21 protein-coding genes and 1 tRNA gene are annotated in these 22,933 nt (G+C 43.4%); 14 read left to right on the top strand and 8 right to left on the bottom strand.

Going from position 1 to position 22,933, the window contains the following annotated elements:
* The first annotated feature begins 66 nt into the window (after positions 1 to 66).
* Both AAE02nite_RS05450 and AAE02nite_RS05445 read left to right on the top strand, forming a co-directional pair.
* Entirely contained in the window at positions 67 to 1,143 is a 1,077-nt protein-coding gene (locus AAE02nite_RS05450; protein WP_146895709.1) for a phytase, read from the top strand.
* A 268-nt stretch (positions 1,144 to 1,411) separates the two neighbouring features.
* Positions 1,412 to 2,818 (top strand): alkaline phosphatase PhoX, encoded by a 1,407-nt coding sequence (locus tag AAE02nite_RS05445; RefSeq protein ID WP_146895707.1) that lies wholly within the window; start codon positions 1,412 to 1,414, stop codon positions 2,816 to 2,818.
* 152 nt (positions 2,819 to 2,970) lie between these two features.
* On the opposite strand, the gene AAE02nite_RS05440 is transcribed toward AAE02nite_RS05445, so the two are convergent.
* Positions 2,971 to 3,333, bottom strand: coding sequence for a hypothetical protein (locus AAE02nite_RS05440; protein WP_146895705.1), 363 nt, complete (start codon positions 3,331 to 3,333; stop codon positions 2,971 to 2,973).
* A gap of 680 nt (positions 3,334 to 4,013) precedes the next feature.
* Between AAE02nite_RS05440 and AAE02nite_RS05435 the strand changes: the two genes are divergently transcribed.
* The 4 genes from AAE02nite_RS05435 (at position 4,014) to AAE02nite_RS05420 (ending at position 8,999) form a co-directional block, all read left to right on the top strand.
* Entirely contained in the window at positions 4,014 to 4,496 is a 483-nt protein-coding gene (locus tag AAE02nite_RS05435; RefSeq protein ID WP_146895703.1) for a hypothetical protein, read from the top strand.
* A gap of 85 nt (positions 4,497 to 4,581) precedes the next feature.
* On the top strand, positions 4,582 to 6,507 hold the full coding sequence (locus AAE02nite_RS05430; protein WP_146895701.1) for a CHU_0125 family OmpA-like outer membrane integrity protein: 1,926 nt from the start codon (positions 4,582 to 4,584) through the stop codon (positions 6,505 to 6,507).
* 167 nt (positions 6,508 to 6,674) lie between these two features.
* Positions 6,675 to 7,838, top strand: coding sequence for an AIR synthase related protein (locus AAE02nite_RS05425; protein WP_146895699.1), 1,164 nt, complete (start codon positions 6,675 to 6,677; stop codon positions 7,836 to 7,838).
* Positions 7,839 to 8,264: 426 nt separating this feature from the next.
* Entirely contained in the window at positions 8,265 to 8,999 is a 735-nt protein-coding gene (locus AAE02nite_RS05420) for a proline and serine-rich protein 1 family protein (RefSeq protein ID WP_146895697.1), read from the top strand.
* 111 nt (positions 9,000 to 9,110) lie between these two features.
* Here the strand turns inward: AAE02nite_RS05420 and AAE02nite_RS05415 are convergent, their stop codons facing one another.
* Positions 9,111 to 9,608, bottom strand: a complete 498-nt coding sequence (locus tag AAE02nite_RS05415) for a DUF4293 domain-containing protein (RefSeq protein WP_146895695.1) — start codon at positions 9,606 to 9,608, stop codon at positions 9,111 to 9,113.
* 63 nt (positions 9,609 to 9,671) lie between these two features.
* Here AAE02nite_RS05415 and AAE02nite_RS05410 point away from each other — a divergent pair, with 63 nt between their 5' ends.
* From AAE02nite_RS05410 to AAE02nite_RS26210, 6 genes are all read left to right on the top strand, one after another.
* Positions 9,672 to 10,874: an acetyl-CoA C-acyltransferase gene (locus AAE02nite_RS05410; protein ID WP_146895693.1), complete on the top strand. Its 1,203-nt coding sequence runs from the start codon at positions 9,672 to 9,674 to the stop codon at positions 10,872 to 10,874.
* A gap of 139 nt (positions 10,875 to 11,013) precedes the next feature.
* Positions 11,014 to 11,805, top strand: a complete 792-nt coding sequence (truA, locus tag AAE02nite_RS05405) for a tRNA pseudouridine(38-40) synthase TruA (protein WP_146895691.1) — start codon at positions 11,014 to 11,016, stop codon at positions 11,803 to 11,805.
* A 115-nt stretch (positions 11,806 to 11,920) separates the two neighbouring features.
* The gene (locus AAE02nite_RS05400) at positions 11,921 to 13,690 is read left to right on the top strand and encodes an ABC transporter ATP-binding protein (RefSeq protein WP_146895689.1); all 1,770 of its coding nucleotides are present in this window, start codon (positions 11,921 to 11,923) and stop codon (positions 13,688 to 13,690) included.
* 65 nt (positions 13,691 to 13,755) lie between these two features.
* Complete coding sequence (locus AAE02nite_RS05395; protein WP_146895687.1) at positions 13,756 to 14,274, top strand: GyrI-like domain-containing protein; 519 nt, start codon at positions 13,756 to 13,758, stop codon at positions 14,272 to 14,274.
* Between the two features lie 238 nt (positions 14,275 to 14,512).
* The gene (locus AAE02nite_RS05390; protein WP_146895685.1) at positions 14,513 to 15,148 is read left to right on the top strand and encodes a response regulator transcription factor; all 636 of its coding nucleotides are present in this window, start codon (positions 14,513 to 14,515) and stop codon (positions 15,146 to 15,148) included.
* A gap of 179 nt (positions 15,149 to 15,327) precedes the next feature.
* Positions 15,328 to 15,483, top strand: a complete 156-nt coding sequence (locus tag AAE02nite_RS26210) for a hypothetical protein (RefSeq protein ID WP_170252521.1) — start codon at positions 15,328 to 15,330, stop codon at positions 15,481 to 15,483.
* A gap of 315 nt (positions 15,484 to 15,798) precedes the next feature.
* Here AAE02nite_RS26210 and AAE02nite_RS05385 read toward each other — a convergent pair whose 3' ends face one another.
* The 6 genes from AAE02nite_RS05385 to AAE02nite_RS05365 all read right to left on the bottom strand — a co-directional run bounded on the left by AAE02nite_RS05385 (position 15,799) and on the right by AAE02nite_RS05365 (position 21,000).
* Entirely contained in the window at positions 15,799 to 16,200 is a 402-nt protein-coding gene (locus AAE02nite_RS05385) for a hypothetical protein (protein WP_146895683.1), read from the bottom strand.
* A 267-nt stretch (positions 16,201 to 16,467) separates the two neighbouring features.
* Positions 16,468 to 16,638, bottom strand: a complete 171-nt coding sequence (locus AAE02nite_RS26205; RefSeq protein WP_170252520.1) for a hypothetical protein — start codon at positions 16,636 to 16,638, stop codon at positions 16,468 to 16,470.
* Positions 16,639 to 17,374: 736 nt separating this feature from the next.
* Complete coding sequence (locus tag AAE02nite_RS05380) at positions 17,375 to 17,566, bottom strand: hypothetical protein (RefSeq protein WP_146895681.1); 192 nt, start codon at positions 17,564 to 17,566, stop codon at positions 17,375 to 17,377.
* Positions 17,567 to 18,361: 795 nt separating this feature from the next.
* Positions 18,362 to 18,619: a hypothetical protein gene (locus tag AAE02nite_RS05375; protein ID WP_146895679.1), complete on the bottom strand. Its 258-nt coding sequence runs from the start codon at positions 18,617 to 18,619 to the stop codon at positions 18,362 to 18,364.
* A gap of 426 nt (positions 18,620 to 19,045) precedes the next feature.
* Positions 19,046 to 19,119: transfer RNA gene (locus tag AAE02nite_RS05370), tRNA-Pro, on the bottom strand.
* A 96-nt stretch (positions 19,120 to 19,215) separates the two neighbouring features.
* Positions 19,216 to 21,000, bottom strand: coding sequence for an ABC transporter ATP-binding protein (locus AAE02nite_RS05365; protein WP_146895677.1), 1,785 nt, complete (start codon positions 20,998 to 21,000; stop codon positions 19,216 to 19,218).
* Between the two features lie 280 nt (positions 21,001 to 21,280).
* Here AAE02nite_RS05365 and nusB point away from each other — a divergent pair, with 280 nt between their 5' ends.
* Both nusB and AAE02nite_RS05355 read left to right on the top strand, forming a co-directional pair.
* On the top strand, positions 21,281 to 22,456 hold the full coding sequence (nusB, locus tag AAE02nite_RS05360) for a transcription antitermination factor NusB (RefSeq protein ID WP_146895674.1): 1,176 nt from the start codon (positions 21,281 to 21,283) through the stop codon (positions 22,454 to 22,456).
* Positions 22,457 to 22,570: 114 nt separating this feature from the next.
* The gene (locus AAE02nite_RS05355; protein WP_146895672.1) at positions 22,571 to 22,879 is read left to right on the top strand and encodes a YtxH domain-containing protein; all 309 of its coding nucleotides are present in this window, start codon (positions 22,571 to 22,573) and stop codon (positions 22,877 to 22,879) included.
* Positions 22,880 to 22,933 lie beyond the last annotated feature (54 nt).

The following is a 22,933-nucleotide window of genomic DNA, read 5'->3' as shown; positions in this document are numbered from 1 at the left end:
TAAATAGCCTTCTAAAAATCAGGAGGGCTGTTTAGCTTATTTAATTCCCGAAACTTCTATTAATTCATGAAATCTACCCTGCTCCCTTTATTGTTACTTTTTTTCATCCTTGGCGCTTGTAACCAGACTCCCCAGAAAAACCAGGAGTCCTTATCGGTTAACCCAAAAATAAGCAACGCTGCTAAAATCGCGCCCTTGGTAGTAACGGAGCCTGCCGCCCACGATACCGATGATCCGGCCATCTGGATTAATCCGCAGGACCCGGCCAAAAGTTTAATTATTGGTACAGATAAGAATCAGGAGGGGGCATTATATGTTTATGATCTGGAAGGAAAGATAATAAAGGAGAAAGTAGTAACCGGACTAAAAAGACCCAATAATGTAGATATTGCTTATGGCTTTAAATTGCGCGGTCAACTCATAGATTTTGCTGTAACAACCGAGCGGCTGACGAATAAAATCAGAATCTATCGCCTGCCGGAAATGCAGCCGATAGATAATGGGGGTATTGATGTATTTGCAGGGGAGAAACAAAGGGCTCCAATGGGCATTTCCCTGTACAAACGGCCGTCTGATGGCAATATTTACGCCATAGTTGGCAGAAAAGATGGTCCCCGAAACGGTACTTACCTGTGGCAATATTTATTGGAAGAAGATAAATCTGGTAATATCAAAGGCCGGAAAGTGAGGGAATTTGGGAAGTATAGTGGCAACAAAGAAATAGAGTCGATAGCCGTAGATGCTGAACTGGGCTATGTTTATTATTCTGACGAAACCATTGGCGTAAGAAAATATTATGCCGACCCGGATAGTGCCAACGTAGAACTGGCTTTATTTGCGACCTCCGGTTTTACCGAAGACCATGAAGGAGTTAGTATTTATACCAAAAAAGATAAAACCGGCTATATTATCGTGTCAGATCAGCAGGCAAATAAATTCCATATATTTACCCGGGAAGGAACAAAAAATAATCCGCACGATCATCGCCTGGTCAAAGTAATTGATGTTTCTACCATAAGTAGTGATGGGAGTGAAGTTACCTCTGTTGCATTAAATGAGAAGTTTCCTAAAGGCCTGTTCGTGGCCATGTCAGATGATAAAACCTTTCAATATTATTCCTGGCAGGATATCATAGAGAAATAATTTAATGTTTTATTCAGCCCGGTAACTTATAGATAAAATAATTTGATTTTTAAATCAATAAAGCTTCAAACTTAATAAGAAATTAAGTAATGGCTTGTTAAAAATTGCTACTCTACCCAACTGAAAACGGGGATAAAGGCAGGCAAATCTGTAAATAAGTTTTTCATAAGGCATTGTTTTGAGTGAGAATTTTTCTTCATTCAATTTTTATTAAATAATTATTCCTCATAAATTAGAAAAATTAGAAAACATTAAATATTAAACAGTTATGAGCCGAAACCAAAACACCTCCAGACGCGACTTTCTTAAATTAACCGGTATGGCCTCGCTGGGGTTTATGGGCTTACATCATTTTGTTCGCAATCCTTTATTGGCTGCCGAAAGCCCTGCCGCCAAAATAGGTTACGGCCCGCTGGTGCCCGACCCGAAGGGCTTGCTTAGTTTGCCCCAAGGTTTCTCCTACAAAATTATTTCTAAAAAGGGTAACCAGATGAGCGATGGCTTATTAGTGCCGGGCGCGCCGGATGGGATGGCGGCATTTAAGGGTCCGAAAGGACGCGTTATTCTGGTTCGCAACCACGAGCTGAGTGCCACCCCGGGCAGTGGCGCTTTTGGGGCGCAAAACGAAATGCTTTCGAAAATAGACAAAGATAAAGTTTATGATTTTGGTAAGGGCGATCCGCAGTTAGGGGGCACTACTACCGTTGTTTACAACCCGGCTACCGGCGAAGTAGAAAAAGAATTTTTGAGCTTAGTAGGTACTACCCGCAATTGTGCCGGCGGCCTGACCCCCTGGAATACCTGGATAACCTGCGAAGAATCGGTGTTAAAGCCCAATGCGGAAAACGCTTGTGAAAAAGAGCACGGTTATAATTTTGAAGTGCCGGCCAGCGATAAAATGCAGCTTACCAAGGCAGTGCCGATAAAAGCAATGGGCCGCATGAACCACGAAGCCGTTTCGGTAGACCCGCGGACCGGCATTGTTTACATGACCGAAGATACCTCGGACAGCTTAATTTACCGGTTTATTCCGAAAAAGAACGGCAAATTATTAAAAGGCGGCAAACTGCAGGCGCTGGTAATACGCGAGCAGAAAAGTATGGATACCCGCAACTGGGCCAAATTAACTACTCCGCCCATGCCTATTGGTCAGGCCTTTGATGTAGCCTGGATAGATATTGAGAATGTGGAGTCGCCGGAGAACGACTTGCGGTTGCAGGGTTACGATAAAGGCGCTGCCCGTTTTGCGCGTGGCGAAGGCATGTGGTTTGGCAACAATGAGGTCTATTTTGCCTGTACCAACGGCGGTAAATTATCCTACGGACAAGTATTTAGGTATACGCCAAGTATGTACGAAGGCAAACCCGATGAGGCGAAACAACCCGGTAAATTAGAGCTTTTTGTAGAATCGCACGATTCTACTATTGCCAACGCCTGCGATAACATGACGGTATCGGCCTGGGGCGATTTAATTTTATGTGAAGATAATGCGGCGCCTTTTGTAGTAGGTATAACCCCCAAAGGTGAGTTTTACAAACTGGCGCAAAATATAGGTTCTGCCAGCGAATTTGCCGGCGGCGTATTTTCACCAACCGGCGAAACTTACTTTGTAAATTTACAAGCGGCCGGCCTAACGGTAGCTATCACAGGCCCGTGGCATACCCGTACGGCTTAAAAAGCAAAGAGCATTCAATAATACGCGAGAAGCACAAAGCACAAAACCTCTTCGGCAAACCGGGGAGGTTTTGTGCTTCTACAGACTATTATAACCGTAATTCAATTTGGTTTTTATTTGGGCTTGTTAACTTAAGTCACTTACCCCGGAATTCATCTTTCTCTTTCCTCCAACGAAACATTTTCCATAAAAAAGAACCAGTACCATTTCCGTTGCACAATGTGGTAGCCATTATTCGGGATAAAGTAAATATTGTTTTTATCGAACCTGGATAAAATGCCCGATCGGGTTTTACCGGTTAATTTCCAGATCTGAATAATATCGCCGGAACGGAAGTACCGGATGGTTTTTATGTAATGCCTCTTGGCCAGCCAATAAAGCAGTAGCAACAATAAAACGGAGGCTGCCACAATCAGCTTATTTTGGTAAATAAGATTTAAAAAATAATCCCAGTTTTTTAGCTTTTCGGATATGAGTTCTAAATAATATTCCCAACTTTTAAGCTCCAGATTCATTAGTTAAATTCTTGGTTTGCTGCTATAACGATAAAATACAAAGAATAAGTATTTACGATATTCAGCCCAAATAGATAACCAACGGGAACGCGGGTAACCAGTAAGGTCTACTTTATTCGGCTACGCCACTTTTAAACGCGGCTAAAATTAAAGACAATTTCCCGGTAAGCTTTCCTGATAATAAATAGTTGCCGCACTTGCGGAAAGTGGGTAAATGCTGCAGTTAGGGTGCTATTGGCGGCTGAAAATTTTGCGTACCAACTATTATCGAAGCAACCACGAAGGCCTTTGCAGAAATAGCCATACCAAGAGCATAGCCAAATTGCCTATCTTTGCTTTGCTTGAAAAACAGAAGCACGTTAAATATTAAACACCGCGTAAAGTTTTGTTAACCGGTCCGGAAGCCTGAATTGCTGTTTGGGCTCGAAGCGTTTTATAATGTACCGGCAAACCTAAATTTAAATAATTTAAAAATTATTCGTTTTCTTAAAACTTTATAACTGCTTTTGTTATACACAACAATGTTAGTGCAACGAAATATTGACAACCTGCTCATCGTTTTTTTGAGTAAGAAGTCTGATAATCAATATAATTTACCATGGACTAACGGCTAAGTATATCAACCCTTACTTAAACATAGACTCTAAAAGTAATCATAAACAAACAAATACAGATTAATAATGTATATTCCATTTAACCAATTGCCGGAAAATGCCCGCGTTTGGATTTACCAGGCCAGCCGTACCCTTACCAATGCCGAAGTAGAAGCCGTTCATCCGTTACTTTCCCGGTTTTCAACCGAGTGGACCAGCCACGGCGAGATGCTGCAGGCTTCAGCACAAATATTCCATAACCGTTTTTTGGTGCTGGCCAATAACGAAGACGTAAACTCGCCGAGCGGCTGCTCCATAGATGCTTCGGTGCGGTTTGTAAAACAACTCGAAGAACAGTTAAACGTTTCATTCTTCGACCGCACCCAATTAGCCTTTTTAAAGGATAACGGGGTAGAAGTAGTACCGCTAAAAGCCATTAAAGAAAAGATTAGCACCGGCGAGTTGGCAGCGGAAAGCTTGTATTTTGATAATACTGTATCTACCGCCGGCCATATATTTAATAACTGGCCCAAACCGGCTAAAGAAACCTGGTTGGCGCGTTATTTTTAAAATAATATATAAAGGAGATAATCGTTGTAATATTGCTTTTATTCCTTTTTATTACCCTGTTTTATAAACTGCTGCCGAAAAATTAATGAAGCAAAAAATATACACGCTCCTTTATAGTTTTCTGTTCCTGTCGCTGGCGGCCTGCGCCGTGGTTGATAAAGCTGGCAAAGCCGATAAGCTTTTTGCCCGCGAAGAATACCAGCCTGCTATTGCACTTTACCAGAAAGCGTTAAAAGGAAAAGAAACCAACGCCGAACTAAATTATAAACTGGCCGAAGCGTATCGTTTGTCTAACCGCATTCAACTGGCGGAGCCTTTTTACAAAGCGGCCCTGGATAATGGCTACAAAAAAGATGATGTTTTTCTGAATTATGGCTTAGCCCTGCAAGCAAATGGCAAATACAACGAAGCCAGCACCGAACTAAGCAAATATATTCAGGTAGGGGCTAACAAAGTTGCTGTAGAACGGGCTAAGCGTGAAGTCGCTAATCTGGCCGAATTGCCGCAGGTGCTGAAAGCCAAAAACTATTTTGAAATAACGCCGCTGGAACAAATAAATACGGAGGCAGCAGATTTCGGGATAGCCATGGCCGAAGGCGAAGTTATTTTTGCCTCGTCGCGTGGTGGTGGTGCTACCTTTAAAGGCAACGGCCAGGGTTTCACCGATTTATACGCCTTTAAACCCAGCAACCCCAACGATATGCTGAGTGCCGGTTCGGTGCGCAAATACGAAGCCCTGCTGAACTTATCTGGCATTCACGATGCGGTAGCCACCTTTACGCCCGACGGCAAAACCGTAATATTTGCCCGCGGCAACGAAGGCACCAAAAAAGGTAGAGAGAATGTAGATTTGTTTATTTCCAGGTTTAGATCCGGTGCCTGGTCGGAGCCCCGCCTCATTCGGCTGAACAAAACCGATGCCTGGGATTCTACGCCATTTTTAGCGCCCGACGGCAAAACCCTTTATTTCGCCTCCGACCGAAAAGGCGGCCAGGGCGGTACCGATATCTACAAAGCTACCCTTGATAATGCCGGTAACTTCTCGGCACCCGAAAACCTGGGGGCACCTATCAATACACCTGGTAACGAAAGCTTTCCGGCCGTAGGCGAAGATGGTACTTTCTATTTTGCTTCGGATGGTCACCCTGGTTTAGGTAAGCTCGATATTTTTAAGGTAGTAGAGAATAAAGTCGTAAACCTGGGGCCGGAGATTAACTCCACTGGTGACGATTTCGGTATTTACCCGTTAAGCGCCGAATCCGGGTTATTTTCTTCGGAGCGCGAAGGGGGCAAAGGCAGCGATGATATTTACTTCTTCAAAAAGAACCAGCCTAAATTGGTGGCTTTCTTCCTGGATGTAAAAGTACTGGAGCAACTCGAAGGCAATGCCGGTACCAAGCCCATCAATAACATCCGGGTAACGCTGCAGGATGCCCAAGGCAAACGGCTGGAAGATGAATTGACCAATGAAGCCGGTGTTTTAAGTTTTGCCCTCGATACAGCCAGCACCTATTCTATTATTGCCCAGCGGCCCGGCTATTTTGCCGCCCGTCAGGCCATAACAACGGTGGGGAAAACACCGCCGCAGGCCTCGCTTACCAAACCTTTAACTGATATTCGGTTATCAGCTACATTAACCCTGTCTAAGATTGTGAAGAACAAGCCGATTGTGGTCGAGAATATTTACTACGATTTAGACAAAGCCGATATTCGTCCGGATGCGGCCCTGGAACTGGATAAACTGGTGCAAACGCTGGTAGATAACCCGAAAATTACGATTGAATTAAGCTCACATACTGACGTACGTGGCAAAGATGCCTATAACTTAGATTTATCGGACCGGCGGGCTAAATCGGCGGTGGCCTATATTATTTCCAAAGGCATCGATCCCAAACGGGTAACCGCTAAAGGCTACGGCGAAACCCGGTTAATTGTGAAAAACGCTAAAACCGAAGAAGAACACCAGCGCAACCGCCGTACCGAGTTTAAAGTTACCCGGATAGCGGAATAATTTCGTTGTTCGTTATTCGAAAAAATGTTTTAAGATTATCTTTGAGGAAACTCCTGCCGGAAAGCCGCTTATTAAAGCGGCTTTCTTATTTTTGCACTGTCGTGAGCGTTGCAGATTTTAAATTAACGAAATTGACCAACGAATAACGAACAACGAACAACGAAATCATGGAAAATCGCTATCTCCGGCGGGGCGTATCGGCCTCGAAAGAAGACGTACACGCTGCTATTAAAAATATCGATAAAGGCTTATTCCCGAAGGCATTCTGCAAAATTATTCCCGATTTATTAGCCGGCGATCCCGATTACTGCAATATTATGCACGCCGACGGTGCCGGTACCAAATCGGCGCTGGCTTACTTGTATTGGAAAGAAACCGGCGATTTATCGGTCTGGAAAGGGATTGCCCAGGACGCCATTATCATGAACGTAGACGATTTGCTGTGTGTAGGCGCGGTGGATAATATTTTGCTTTCGTCTACTATTGGCCGGAATAAAAATTTGGTACCCGGCGAAGTAATTGCCGCTATTATTAACGGTACCGAGGGAATATTGCAACTGCTACGGGATAACGGCATGGGCATTTACAGCACTGGCGGTGAAACGGCTGATGTAGGCGATTTGGTCCGCACCATTATTGTGGATAGCACGGTTACCGCCCGGATGCGCCGCGACGAAGTAATTTCGAACCACACCATTCAACCCGGCGATGTAATTGTAGGTTTTGCTTCGGATGGACAGGCTACTTACGAAACCGAGTATAATGGCGGCATGGGCAGCAACGGCCTCACCTCGGCCCGCCACGATGTATTTGCCAAATACCTGGCCCAGCAATACCCCGAAAGTTTTGACCCCGGCGTCCCCGCTGATTTGGTTTATTCCGGCCAATACAAACTCACCGATGTAGTACCCGAAGTAGGGGTTACCATGGGTAAACTGGTATTATCGCCTACCCGCACGTATGCTCCGGTTGTCCGTGCAATATTGCAGCAACACCGGGCCAATATTCACGGCTTGGTGCATTGCAGTGGTGGGGCTCAAACCAAAGTACTGCATTTTACCGAGCAGGTACATATTATTAAAGATAATCTTTTCCCCATCCCGCCTTTGTTCCGCATTATTCAGGAAGAAAGCCAGACCAGTTGGCAGGAGATGTACAAAGTGTTCAACATGGGCCACCGCCTGGAAATATACCTGCCGGAACAGTATGCCCAGGATTTAATAAATATTGCTGCCGGCTTTAATATTAATGCCCAAATAGTAGGCCGCGTAGAAGCTTCCGAAACAAACCGCTTAACTATTACAAGCCCCTACGGCCAGTTTGAATATTAATGGGTTATTTTAATTGTGGTTTGTTAAGCAATTTAAATCAAAACACCCCTGCCCCTCCTTATCCAAGGAGGGGAGCTCCCTGTAGCTACAGCTTATCTTTAATAATGAGCTGCAGCAGGCAATGTGTATTTTATTATAATTATTCAGTTAGCGAGTTTAATTAGCCTTGGTTCTTTGGAAACTCCTTCCCTAGTTTAGGGAAGGTGCCCGGAGGGCGGAAGGATTAATCTCCGGAATGAAAAAAGTAAGTGCCTTCCACACCAGTGAATATACTTTTCTTCTTTCTTACACCGATTTTACCTGCTTGTCGCTGTAACTTGTCGTTCGTCTGAACTAAACAATATAGGAGCATAAATATAGAATATCTGGCATAATAATTGGCTTTGGGTAAGTATGATATAACCTTTACACCTAACACTTACCCCTATGAAACCTTTAGTGGTCTTATTCTTCGGAATGCTCCTCTGGACCCAACAAGCCTTTGCCAGTCGTGCCAGTGTATCTTTTGCCTCCAAACACGGAGAGCCCTTTCTGGTAGCCATCGACGGTCGCTTAATCAATCATCGTCCTACCAACCGTTTTCGGTTAAACGATATTCCGGCCGGCTATCACGATGCGGAAATTCGTTTCCCGGACCGCTATGGCGCATTGGTACACCGGGCCCGCCTTTTTCTGGAGCCTGGCTATGAAACCGAATATGTTGTGCAGGTAGTTGGTCGCCGGCCGCGGGTAGTTCTGAATCAGGTTCGTCGTTACCCCATTAACGGGGGCATTGTGCCGCCGCCATATCCGGTTCCTGAACCGCCTCGGCCCCGTCCGGATTACCCCGACCGGGATAACGACCGCGACCGCGATAATGCCTGCCCTGATTTACTGGCCGGCGCAGAATTTGAGCGTTTCTTTAATACATTGGCTAGCCGCCCTTTCGATGATGATAAGCTGTCGTTGGCCAAGCAGGTAATCGGCCAGAGCACTATTTACGCCGAGGACTTAAAGCGGGTAATGAAGCAGTTTAGCTTTGATAACCGGAAAAGTGATTTAGCTAAGTTCGCCTACAACAACGTGTGCGACCGCCGCAATTTTTACGTGGTATACGATGCATTTACCTTTGAATCCAGCGCGCGGGAATTAGAGAGATACATGAACGAGTTAGCCAGGTAATATTGTAAAAATTGAGATTGATATAGGCATACAAACAGAAGCCCCATCTTATTAGGCGGGGCTTCTGTTTGTATTTTAGATTCTTTTTGGGGTAGGGATAAGATAATAATCTTACCGCAACCGGTCTACCGAACGGACCAAATCCTCATCGCGTTTAATAAACCGATTAGCCAGGGAGTTCACAATTAGCCCCAGAATGGGCAGATAGAAGCCAGCCTGGTAGTCACCGGGAGTAGTGGTTTTTACCAAAGCATCGCCTACGTACGACGAATAATAAAAAATAGTACCCAGCAGGGCCGCCAATAATAAGGAATTGAGCAGTCCTAATTTAATTTGGGTAAAGCGGTTTTTGTACTGGAATATTTCGTACAGCGCTACCAACGCAATAATAATTGCTAAACCGCCTATAACCATGGTGTTTTCATTAATAGCGCCCATGGTGCTTACGGCATCGGTGGGAGTAGCCGCCTGAGAACTTAAAGAGAAAGCCGTTAAAACAACTTCCTGGTTGTTATCCGGATTAGTCTTCGCCCATAAAGGCAAAAACAGCAGGCTTATCATGGCAATAACCAATATTAGTAGAAATACGCTTTGAATTCTTTGGATCATATTATCGTTAATTAACTTGCAAATGAATTGCAAAATTAGGTAAACCTATCCGAAAGTAAAACCATGCAGGCAGCATATATTGTGGATTTAGTGCGGACACCTATCGGAAAGTTAGGCGGAGCCCTGAGTACGGTACGTCCTGACGACCTGGCGGCGCATGTGATAAAGGAATTGCTGGCCCGTAATCCCGCTGTTGAACCTGAACTAATAGACGATGTAATATTAGGTGCGGCCAACCAGGCCGGCGAAGATAACCGCAATGTTGCCCGCATGGCGTCTTTGCTGGCTGGTTTACCGGTAGAAGTGCCGGGCGTAACTGTAAACCGGTTGTGCGCTTCCGGCTTGCAAGCCATTATAGATGCCAGTCGGGCTATCCGGAGCGGCGATGGGGAGGTATTTATTGCCGGTGGCGTAGAAAGCATGACCCGCGCGCCTTTTGTAATGGCCAAAGCCGAAGCCTCTTTCTCCCGCGACCCGCAGGTTTTTGATACGACCATGGGCTGGCGCTTTATCAATAAGAAATTAGCGCAACTGCACCACCCTTATTCAATGGGTGAAACCGCCGAGAATGTAGCCCGCCAATGGCAGATTACCCGCGAACAACAGGATGAATTTGCTTGTAATTCGCAACAAAAATACCAGCAGGCTGCAAAGCAAGGTGCTTTTAATTCAGAACTGGTACCCGTAACAATACCCCAGAAAGACGGCGAACCTATTGTGTTTTCTGTTGATGAACATCCCCGTTTAACCAGTTCCGAAAAGTTAGCTGCCCTTAAACCGGCTTTTCTGCCCGAAGGGGGAACGGTTACGGCCGGTAATTCGTCGGGCATAAACGATGGCGCGGCAGCTTGTTTGGTGGTGAGCGAAAATATGCTGACCCGCTATAATTTAAAGCCGCTGGCCCGGATTGTCTCTTCGGCAGTGGCCGGGGTTTCGCCGGATATTATGGGTATAGGCCCGGTACCGGCTACCCGGAAAGCTTTAAAGCAAGCCGGCTTAACCGTTAATAATTTAGATTTAATTGAATTGAACGAGGCGTTTGCGGCGCAGGCGCTAGCGTGTATGCACGACCTGAACCTGGCCCCGGAGAAAGTAAATGTAAATGGCGGGGCTATTGCTCTTGGTCATCCGTTGGGCGCTAGTGGCACCCGTATTTCGGCTACGCTCATCCACGAAATGCAAAGACGCCCAAATGTTCGCTACGGACTGGCTACTATGTGCGTAGGGGTAGGACAAGGTGCAGCCGTTATTTACGAGAAGTGTTAGGTTTAGAGTTGTAAATATTAAGTTATAAGCTACAAGCGCTACTCTTTGTTTGCCTAAATAATTGCTTCCTGCTTTAAGCCTAATTAGCACATAAGCACATTAAATAATCTGCACATTAAAAAAACAGCACCTTAAATAAATGCGATATTTTTTAGAGTTGGCCTACGACGGCACCGATTACCATGGCTGGCAAACCCAGCCCAATGCCCGAACGGTGCAGGAAATATTAGATAAATGCCTTGCTACTATTTTGCAGCAAACCATCGAAACGGTAGGCAGCGGCCGGACGGATACCGGCGTACACGCGGCTCAGCAATTTGTACATTTCGAACTGGCCCAGGCTTTACCCGAGGTGGATAGCTTGTATTACCGGCTCAACCGCTTATTACCCGCCGATATTAGCGCTATAAAACTTTACCCGGTGGGCCCGGAAGCGCATGCCCGTTTTGATGCGGTAGCCCGCACCTACGAGTATCGTATTACCCAGCTTAAAAATCCGTTTCTGCAACGATACGCTCATTACCTCAACCGCCCAGTTAATATAAAGCTGCTAAACGAAGCGGCTGCTCAATTATTAAATTTTGAGGATTTTACTACTTTCTCGAAAGTTAAAGGCGATACGTTGCATTACCGCTGCCAGATGCATGCTGCCTACTGGGAAGAAACGGAGAATGGCTTACGCTTTACCATCCGGGCCAACCGGTTTTTGCGGGGGATGGTGCGCCTGATAGTAGGTACTTTATTAGATGTAGGCACCGGGAAAATATCACCGACAGATTTTATAAATATATTAACCGCCCAAGACCGGCGCCGGGCCAGCGGTGCCGCACCGGCAGCCGGCTTATTTTTAACCCAGGTTACCTACCCGAAAGACTTTTTTTCGGAACAAAAAGAAAAATTTATGCAAGATAAAACCTCTGCCTTGCTTTAGCAGTTACACCTTAGGCTGTGGGCTACGAATAAAAGTAGTATTTTTGCCGTTATAATTATTCAGCAGCAACGTTTAGCCGGTAGCCTTCCGGCCGGTTAAAAAAAGGAAATTACTATTGGAACAGAAAACAGGTAAACAGGCAGGCAGCGCCTTCGATTTAACAACCCTGAAGCGCCTGTATGCTTTTGTTAAACCTTATAAGCGCGTATTCTATTTTATTATATTTCTTACCGTTGCATCGGCTATTCTGGCGGCGCTGCGTCCCTTTCTGGTGCAGTACACCGTAGATAACCACATTATGGTAGGCGATTTAGAAGGCCTGACTAAGATGTTTATCGGGTTGGGCATGTTGCTGGTGGTACATACGGGAGTTGAATATTTACATACCTATTTTGCCGGCTGGCTGGGTCAGCATATTGTGCGCGATATCCGGGTGCTGCTGTACCGGCACATCTTAAAACTCCGGCTTAAATTCTACGATCGCACACCTATTGGCACGCTGGTTACCCGTAACGTATCGGATGTAGAGCAGTTATCGGATGTTTTTTCCGAAGGTTTGGCCGCAATGTCGGGCGATATTTTACAGCTCGTATTTATTCTGGGCTACATGCTTTATATCGATTGGAAACTGACCCTGGTAAGTCTGGCTACTTTCCCTTTTTTGTTTATCAGTACCTATATTTTCAAAGAAAAAGTAAAAGTTTCTTTTCAGGAAGTGCGCACGGCGGTAGCCAATTTAAATGCGTTTGTGCAGGAACATATTACCGGTATGAACATTGTGCAAATATTTAACAACGAAGCCCGCGAAGAAAAGAAATTCCAGAAAATTAACCAGGAACATACACGCGCCCAGATCCGGTCGGTAATGTATTATTCTATATATTTTCCGGTGGCCGAAGTAATTGGCGCCACCGGTACCGGCTTGCTGGTTTGGTACGGTGCGCGGGGTGTTATTAACGAAGAGGTAACGCTGGGTACGCTCATTGCCTTTATTATGTACATCGCCATGTTTTTCCGGCCCATCCGGCAAATTGCCGACCGGTTTAACACGCTGCAACTAGGCGTGGTAAGTACCGAACGCATTGTGCGCCTGCTCGATTCTAAAGAATTAATTTCCGATACGGGCACCTATGCACCGGCTACTATCCGGGGCGATGTATCGTTTAAAAATGTCTGGTTTGCCTATAACAACGAGGAGTACGTGCTGCGCGATATTTCTTTTGAGGTAAATGCCGGGCAAACCGTAGCTTTTGTGGGCGCCACGGGTGCGGGCAAAACCTCTATCATTAATTTATTAAGCCGGTTTTACGAAATTAACAAAGGCACAATTAACGTTGATGGCGTAGATCTGAAAGAGTACGATCTGGATGTACTGCGGCGCCACATTGGCGTAGTGTTGCAAGATGTATTTTTGTTTTCGGGTTCTATTGCCGATAATATTAGTTTGGGTAACCCCCATATTACGCGCGAGCAGATTTGGGAAGCCGCCGAAATGGTAGGTGCCCGTAAATTTATAGAACGCCTGCCCGAAGGTTTGGATTACAAAGTAATGGAACGGGGCGCTACTTTATCGGTGGGGCAGCGGCAATTAATTTCGTTTGTCCGGGCCATGGTGTACAATCCTCGTATTATTATTCTCGACGAAGCTACTTCATCTGTCGATTCTGAAACGGAAGAACTGATTCGCTACGCCATCGACCAATTAATGCAGGGCCGCACTTCTATCGTTATTGCGCACCGGTTATCAACCATCCAAAAGGCCGACAAAATTATTGTGCTGGACAAAGGCGAGATAAAAGAAGTTGGTAACCACGAAGAATTGCTACAGCAGCAGGGTTATTATGCGCAATTATACCAAATGCAATACAAAGATGTGCTGAGTTAATACCGTAAGATTAGGCGGGCCTTAACTTGAAATTAATTAAAAGCTTACAACCAATATTTTAAAACGTGAATAAAAAATTTTTATTAATAGCATTAATAGTGCTGGGTTTCGGTTTTTCTGTTTATGCTTACTTAGGTGGTTTTAGCACACCCGAAATAAAAGTTACTAATGTTAAAACCCGGTACCTGGCGGGTAATTATTATGCCGGCCCCGTAGAAGGAGAACAACTGGGCCAGCTTTTCCGGCAAGCAGCCGAAGTTTTAGAGAAAAAAGAAGTGCCGGGAGTATTGGCTAATATTTACTACAACAACCCCGAAAAGCAATCCGACAGCCTGAAAGCATTCATTGGCATTATGATAGAAGATAGTACTGCCCAATTACCGGCCGGGTATAAGTTGCAGAAAGTGGCTGGAGGCAAAGTAGTACAGGCTTCGGTTAATGCCCATTATATGCTATCGCCGAAGAAACTCTATCCAGCCCTTTTTGATTATCTGAAAATGGAGAAGCTAAAAACAAAACAAACTTACCTCGAAATATTTCCCACCGATCGTACGGCCATTGTTCAGGCCGAAATTATCCCCTAGAAGTACTTCCTTAAAACATATTATTAAGTATTATCTTCCTATTAAATACCCAAAATTGGGTATTTTCTAATATTTTTTTTAAAAGTAAATTTGAACTAAATATTATATCCCGGCCGAAACAGAAGCAGGGATAGCCTTGTTTTTATAATAATTATAATAAATTATATCAAAATAAGAAAAGAAGAGTTGGCTGAGAGCAACCAATCGGTTTCCGGATAGATACATAAGCAGTTGACGAATGGTTAAGGTTGCTATTATTGATGAAGATGACCAGCATAAACTGGCCTATAAAAATTTTATTGATGCGCAGCGAGAATTAAAATGCGCTTGCGTGGGCGCTTCGGTAACAGAAGTATTAAATCTGATAGCTAATAACAGTACCGTGCAGGTAATAATTATTAGCGTGAGTGACAAGAATTTAAGTAAGCTTTCGCCGGCACAGTTAAGAAAGATTAAAGAAACCCAGCCGGCAACGGAGATATTGGTTTTGGCCGATAGCGTTGAAACAAAGAAAGTTATCACCTTGTTGCGGGCCGGCGTAGTTGGGTATTTGCCCCGGCATACTTCTCCGGAAGAATTAAAGGAAGCTATTCTGGGTATTTGCCAGGGAGGGGCTTACATTATGCCGGTAATGGTGCGGAAGATGTTGGATTATTTCCGGTCGCAGGAAGACCTGGAAGATGTGCTGACAGAACGTGAAAAGGAAATTGTACAGTGCCTGGTAGAAGGAATGAGTTATAAACTGATCGCTTTTAACCTGGATGTAGCCTTAGATACGGTGCGGTATCATTTACGCAATATTTACAAGAAATTAAACGTGCACAGTAAATCGCAGGTGATAAGTAAGGTAATTACCGGTGAAATAGGGCTTTAAACCTATCGAAATTTTATAGAAAATAAATTAGAAAAAATTTAATTTAACCTACCCAAATATGTAGTTGACATTATGCACAAAAGCTTGTAACTTTATTTCGTAATATTTATAAAAATTAATAAAATAATTAAAGCCGAACTAAATAAATTGTATCTAACACACATAAACTTTAAACGCGTATGAAAACAAAAGGTAATTTCTTAAGCTATATTGTAGCAGAAAAGAAGCAGAGAAAAGAAGAAGTAAAAGTGCCTGCCAGTCAGGGAGGTTACACTGGATCTAAGTCAAAAAATTCTTCATCCAGTAGCGGGTCAGTACAGTACCAGGTTTCTTAATTAAAAATTTAGCTTATTTATTACACTTACACTAACAGGAATCTTAAAAAACACCTTTTTAGCCATTTAAATTTTATGTGGTTAGAATAAAAGATTTAATCAACTAAAATGGCTCTCTCTCCTGAAGAGCCCGTAATAAAGAGGCCGCCCAAGGATTTTGCCCGCCTGGCTGATTTATTATAAAACAAAGCCGGCCCGTTTAACTTAGATTAAACGGACCGGCTTTTGGTTTTATAAGGCAGGTTTATAATACTGGTTCAGGCAAGTTGATATGAGTGGGCCACCTGACGTAAGCATTTATGGTCAGTTATATGGCTAAAGTTTACGCGTCAACTCGGTAATTCGGGCTTTCAGGTTATCAATCTGCGACTTGTTTTCCTTTGATTTTTCAATGGCATCCAGCGTTTCCAGCAATTGCTGCATTTCCTGCAGGTGCTTAAGCCGGTTTTTTTGCATGGTAGCAGTATCGGTGTCGGCTGGTGTCGTTTCCGATTTAAAAATATTGCCTTCACCATAAATAACCCAATGCGGGTTTAGTTCGGGTATATTGTTAAGTACCGACAATAAATCATCCATGCAATAATTCTTGCCGGCAATAATATTCGAAATTAAAATGGCAGAGGTGTTGGTAAATTCGCCCAAGGCAAAAATATCCATGCCTTTAATTTTCATAAAAAAGCGAAGCCGGGTTCCTATCTGTTCTAAATTTGCCGCCATCTGTTTTTTCTAAAACTGTTTAATTATACCGGAGTTATTTTTTAAGCAGGAAATCACCATATTATATTCTCTTAACTATTACAAAAACTAATCCGGCTATAACCTTGCCCTTATTATACGTGCGCAGGTAGCCAAGTAGTTTAACCGGTCGAATTAAATTCGGGTTATTTGCTGTACGGGTATAAACAGAAAAGCCCGGCAATAACCAGGCTACACAAAGATTAAATAATTATAAACTGTTAAACGGAGAACCGGCAGCAGCTAAAATTAATTTTCGGAGAAAGAATAAAGGCCGAAGTCCGGGATAATAATATAGGCATAAAACCGGTTAGTATCGCTGGCTTTTACTTCTTTATTATATATAATGCGGGGTGTTAAGTCGTTTTTTAACCGGTTGCTGTAACTTAATTCTGAAGGTAATCTTATTCCTTTTTTCATGAGAATATACTTTTAAGGTAAAAGAATAGCCAAACCTGATTTTGTAAAGCCTGACAATTGAACATAGCCGCACATAACCGATTAGAGTAGTAGGTTACCGACCGAAAATTTATACGGCACCAAGTTTATTTTGAACTGGTATTATTTCAAGGAATGTATTGCACTATTGAAAATTTTTATTATAAGTTACTTTAAGTTAAGGGTACTGCTTTTATTAATGTTTTATAATGCAGCATTTTATTCAAATTAACCTATGGTCGCGTAATTTTACTTTGCTGGTTTTGTCCTGTTATTATTAAAAACGGAGAATTGCTACTTCGCTAATTATTCATTTAGATAAAACAAAATAAACTGCATCATAGAATCCTAGGCGCTGGTTACCTTTGCGGGGTATTTTCGCCAGTAACTTGTTAATTTAAAGAAGCCGCAGAGGCACAGGAATTCCCATGCACTTGCTATAAGTCTTGTAAAATTAAGTTTCGGCGGCTTGCGCTGGTTTGTTTGTACTAGAGGCATCTTACAATTAAACTGTAAAACAATTAATTTTTAAGTCCATGCCGGTAATTATCCGGCAAGCAGGTAGGCAATTAAATTGCAATAAACATTCTTAATCGTTCGCCACGCTAGCCCGTTAACTAATATTCATGTTAAAATGATTTATCTCTTCTACAAAAGTATGTTTACCTGTAAGCAAGCATTAGCCGGTTTGGATATTAGTGCTTTGCCGATTGGGTTGTTACAAGCCTGTGTTCCGAGATTTTGGTGTGCCTCCTCTCTTTACTTGCTTTTGTTCGTAGGCAATTATAGCATAAATATGCTCTTTTAATTCTAATGCGCCGAGCGTCCGGGGTTCGGCATCTACCAATTCTTCTAGGCGTTTGGCAATGGCATCGTAATCGCGGTTGTTTTTGATGGTGTTCGGTTTCATAAGGTTTTAAAAATAAGGCTGAAAAAACTTTACTAATACTGGTTATGATTCGGGACCGGGTAATTATTTACAGAGGCACTTTTTTGTCTATATTTCTGCCAGAGAAATCGTCTTTTTTGCTGGACTTTACGCTTGTCAGCTTTGTTCCTTTTAATCCATAGTTCGTGCAATTCCCACAAGCTTATGGTAACCAACAATAATATAAATACAATGTAATATCCCAGAGCTGCTACCATTTTCATAACGAATGCATTTGCCAGGAGTAAGGCAATATATATACCAAAAGCATTATATATTATAAGTTTATATAAAATATGTAATATAGTGCTATTAATATATAAAAAATTATATATAAAATATTGGGTTAAAACCGGTACTTCCAAATTCTGGAAAAAGGCTTCTACAAAGTGGAAAATCTTAAAACAGAGTTCAAAAAGTGGAATCGCTCAGGTAGAAAGCAGCGAAAAACAAGCCGGCAAAACGTTAAGGATTTAGCTGTAGCAGGAATGAGGCCATGGAATAACAGAATATTTATTTAAAGCCCATCTTCGGGTAAAGGGCAGATTTAAATGCAGCTTTATAAACAAAAAGAAATATTTAAGCGCTTTTACGCCCGCGCCATAAAGGCTTGCAGGTAATTGGGGGAGGGATATTTTCGGAGCTATATTCAGCGGCTGCCCGAAATAGCGCGTGTGCCGGTTGATTAAGGTAGGTACGTAAGGGTATAAGGGCAGAATGCCGTTAAAATCTACTGGTAGGCGCTTGTTGCGGTTAACAACGATCGACCACAATTAGCTATTCTCTGCTCGTAAAAGCTCTGATACCTGCTACTTCATTCGATTTATTATCGTACCAAACCTCAGCAAAAAAAGCAGGCAAGTGGTATGTATTTATTTTATAGGCTTCAAAATAGCGCGTACCCAGGTAAGTGCCGTTCTCCAGCAGGCAGTCTAATTGTTCGTAGTAAGGCAGTAGTTTAAAGTTATGAAGTTCCAGGTCTTCTTCTTCTGGCTTTACACTAGCTTGCACGCCATGCTTATTGTCTTTTACCATATTTTTCTGAATGTAACCTTAAATATTGAGATGCTTGCTGCCCACCGGATTTATTTTGCATTACAGGGCCTCTATTGCACCGCAGAATTAAGTTTAGTAAAACGCATTCTTTTGTTTGCTGGTAACTTCGCAGGCTCAGCCTGTGAGTACTTTTTGGTTAAACCTGCCCGAACTTTAGCGTTTCGTTGGGTTTATTTTGGTACTGCAAATTTTTATAAATAAAATAAAAGAGGTGAATATCCCAAAAGGAGTGAGAAGGATTTTAGGTGGTATAAGTCTGGGTTGCAGAGTATAGAAAAGCAACTGTTTGTGGATCAGGGTTTTGCAGCCGGAAGAACAAACGGGAAAAATAATCCGCTAAAGCAAAAAAGTATGCTTATATAAAGCAAAAAGGCCTCTAAACAGTGTTCAAAGGCCTTTTTTCTGTCGGGATGGCCGGATTTGAACCGACGACCTCCAGCACCCCATGCTGGCGCGATACCGGGCTACGCTACATCCCGAGCGTGCTACAAAACTAATTAAAATTTAATAATCCAAAAAGCCCATTGTCAAAATCTCTTTATTAATATTCAATTCTGCTGCCTGGCCGGTACTGGCTACTCAATATCTTCTGTTTGTAATTGTTTTTCGTAGAGGGCTTTGTACAGGCCTTCCTGGGCCAGCAAATCGGCGTGGGTACCATGCTGCACCACTTCACCATCGTCGAGCACCAGAATATGATCGGCAAGTTTGGCCGATGATACCCGGTGCGAAATAATAATGGTGGTCCGGTTATCCATAATGCGCTGCAGATTATTCAGAATGGCATTTTCGGTTTTGGTATCTACCGCCGAGAGCGAATCGTCGAGAATTAAAATGCGCGGTTCCTTAACCAAGGCGCGGGCAATAGAAACCCGTTGCTTTTGCCCGCCGGATAGGGTAATGCCCCGTTCGCCCAATTTCGTCTCAAACTTCTCTGGGAAACGCATAATATTTTCGTATACGTCAGCGTCTTTGGCAGCCTGCACCATTTTTTCTTCGCTGAGTTCATCCATGCCAAAGCCAATATTGTTCCGGATGGTATCAGAAAACAAAAACACATCCTGCGGTACATAACCAATCTGGCTGCGCAAGGTGGGTATATCGAAATCGCGAATATCTGTGCCGTCGATGGTGATAGCGCCGCTGGAGGCATCGTAAAGGCGGCAAAGCAGGTTGGCAATGGTGCTTTTGCCCGAACCGGTGTTGCCAATTACTGCCAAAGCCTCGCCATGCTTAATCTTAAAACTCAGATTCTTCAGCGCGTGAATTTTGGTATCGGGGTAAATAAAATTAACATCCTGGAAAATTACATCGCCGGTGAGTTCCTTTTTAATATTTGCCCGCGAAACAATGTCGGTTTTGGTGTGTAAAAACTCGTTAATGCGTTCCTGGGAGGCGGCCGCCCGTTGTACCAGACTGGTGGTCCAGCCGAGGGCGGTTACCGGCCAGGTAAGCATGTTTACGTAAATCAAAAACTCGGCAATATTGCCGGCGGTAATGCTGCCGTTTATTACTTCTTTGCCGCCAATGTACACCGTAATAATGGTGCTCATGCCAATCAGAAATAAAATAAGAGGAAAGAAAAGCGCATTTACAAAGTTTAGCTCCAGCGATTTATCTTTGTAGTGGTTGCTGGCTAAGGTAAAGTTCTGGTGCGAATCGTCTTCGCGCACAAACGATTTAATAACCCGGATGCCCGAAAAAGCTTCCTGCACAAACGTAGTAATGCCCGAAAGGCTTTTCTGAATTTCGTCGGACTTGCGCTCGATAATGCTGTTAACGTAATAAATACTCACCGATAAAATAGGCAGTGGCAACAAGGTATAAAGGGTCAGGCGCGGATTAACCGAAAACATATACGGTACCACCAGCAAAAACAAGGATATTAAGTTAATGCCGTACATAATAGCCGGCCCTAAATACATACGTACCCGGCTCACATCTTCCGAAATGCGGGCCATTAAATCGCCGGTGCGGTTTTTCCGGTAAAAGCTCAGCGGCAGGGTTTGGTAATGGTGGTAAATCTCGTTTTTAAGGTCGTTCTCTATTAACCGGGACATCACAATAATGGTCTGGCGCATGTAAAACGTAAAAACCCCTTTCAGGAGCGCCATTACCAAAATAATACCGGCGTAGAGGCTTACGTTGCGTGCAAATACATCGTAAATATCCTGTTGCTTGTCTAGGCCGGAGTACAGGTTGTGCAGGGTTATGCCTTCTTTTACCAAATCGAAAGCGTGCCGCACTATCTGGGCCGGAATAATGGCGAAAATATTAGATAGTACTACAAACAAAACGCCCAGCAAAAACCGGTACCGGTACTTATATAAATATTTATTTAAATAGCTTAAAGACTTCACAAATGCGGGTTTTAGTAGAAAACGGTTAAACGTAAATAATCGGCATTGGGCTATTCAAAATAAAGCAGTAATTTTGCACCCCAATTTAGTGGCCTTGCGTTTAAACATTCTCGCAAAGATAACAGCCGCCGCCGAAAACAAGGTGTTTGGGTTAGTAACAGTTTTTAGATAAATAAATTACGGCAGGTTGCGTGGATGGCAGGTAGACTAAAACTGGCTGACCCTTATTCCCCAATTGCTGTACGCTTAAAAGTATTACACGTTCTTACACATATCGCTTATGCTTAACCGCAGAACATTACGAATAAAGGCCATGCAAGCCATTTACGCCTACCAGCAGGCCGAAGGTTCGGACTACCTGATGGCCCTCGACCGCATAGAAGAGCGCTTTGCGCCTGATTTAAATTCGATGGAGCCGCAGGACCGCAATAAATTGCAGGGCCAGAAAGAAATAGCCGCCATCTCATTTAAAGAGTGGTACGGAACCCGCCGCCTCGACCACGACGAAACAGACCCCGAAATAAAAACGGCCGTTAACCAGGCCATTGTTTTTTATCAGAACCAGCTAAAAAAAGATTTTAAATATTTTGGCACCCAAATGCTGCAGGCCGTAGAGAAAATCTACGACCATTACCTGAATACCCTGCAGATAATGGATGTTTTTGTAAGGCTAATTGGGGAAGAGCAGCAGCGCACGGCCAAACGCTATACCGAAACCACCGAGAAAAGCGCCGAGCCATTTTTACGCAACAAAGTACTGCAAAAACTACTGGCGAATAAATCGTACCAGGATTATATTGTGCGGCGGAATATTAAGTGGGCCGATGCGGATTTAGATGTTATCCGGCAGCTGTATAAAACCGTATTGCGCAAAGATGAGGCCTTTTTAACCTATATTTCGGGTGGCGCACATACCTACGAAGAGGACCACCAGCTCGTTAAACATATTTTTAAAAACATTATTTTTAAAGATAAAAACTTACAATCTTTGTTTGAAGAGCGGGATATGAACTGGGAAGAAAACCGGGTAATTGTAAAGAATCTGGTAAATAAAACCATAAAGCTCCTCGACGAAGAAAGCGACGAAAACCTGATGCTGCTGGATCTTTCGTCGAACTGGGAAGACGACCGGGCTTTTTTTGAAGAACTGTATCACAAAACCCTGGAAGACGATACCCGCTACGAAGAACTGATTATGAGCCACATTCAGAACTGGGATGTGGAGCGGATAGCCTTAATCGATAAAATTATTCTGAAGATGGCGCTTTGCGAAATGCATATTTTCCGGAGCATTCCCGTAAAAGTAACCATAAATGAGTATATAGAAATATCGAAGCTTTACAGTACGCCCAAAAGCAAGCAGTTTATTAACGGCGTATTAGATAAGCTGGCCCAGGAATTAACCGAAAACGGGACTATCCGTAAATCGGGTAGGGGGTTAATAGATAATAAATAACCTCCTAAATTAGTTAATAAGCCAGGAATGGCGCAGAAGCCGTTCACATAAATCGATTAACCGGGTTTGGAAAGCAACCGGCTTGCATTACCTTAATATAATATAACTACTAGCATGAGTAAGAAAATTCTTAATACTTTGTTGGCTTTTATATCCGGCGCAGCCACCGGGGCCGCTTTTGGTGTTTTATATGCACCCGATAAGGGCCGCGAAACCCGTGATCGCCTTACCTACCAGCTTTACCGCTACCGCGATATGTTAAACGACTTAACCGATAGCCTGCGCGACGGCAAAGAAGATGTGCCCTCTACGGCCAAATCAGAAGGTCAGCGCGTTATCAAAGACGCCAAAGATAAGGCCGAGAAATTGCTGGGCGATGTAGATTCGCTCATCCACCAGATTAACAGACAAAGAGAAGTGTAAATATTAGTTGTCAGTTGTTGGTTGCCGGGTGTTACTGGCTGCTTCTATTGAATT

The organism is Adhaeribacter aerolatus (assembly GCF_007991635.1).
GTDB classification, from domain to species: domain Bacteria; phylum Bacteroidota; class Bacteroidia; order Cytophagales; family Hymenobacteraceae; genus Adhaeribacter; species Adhaeribacter aerolatus.
This window is presented reverse-complemented; position numbering and strand designations above follow the sequence as displayed.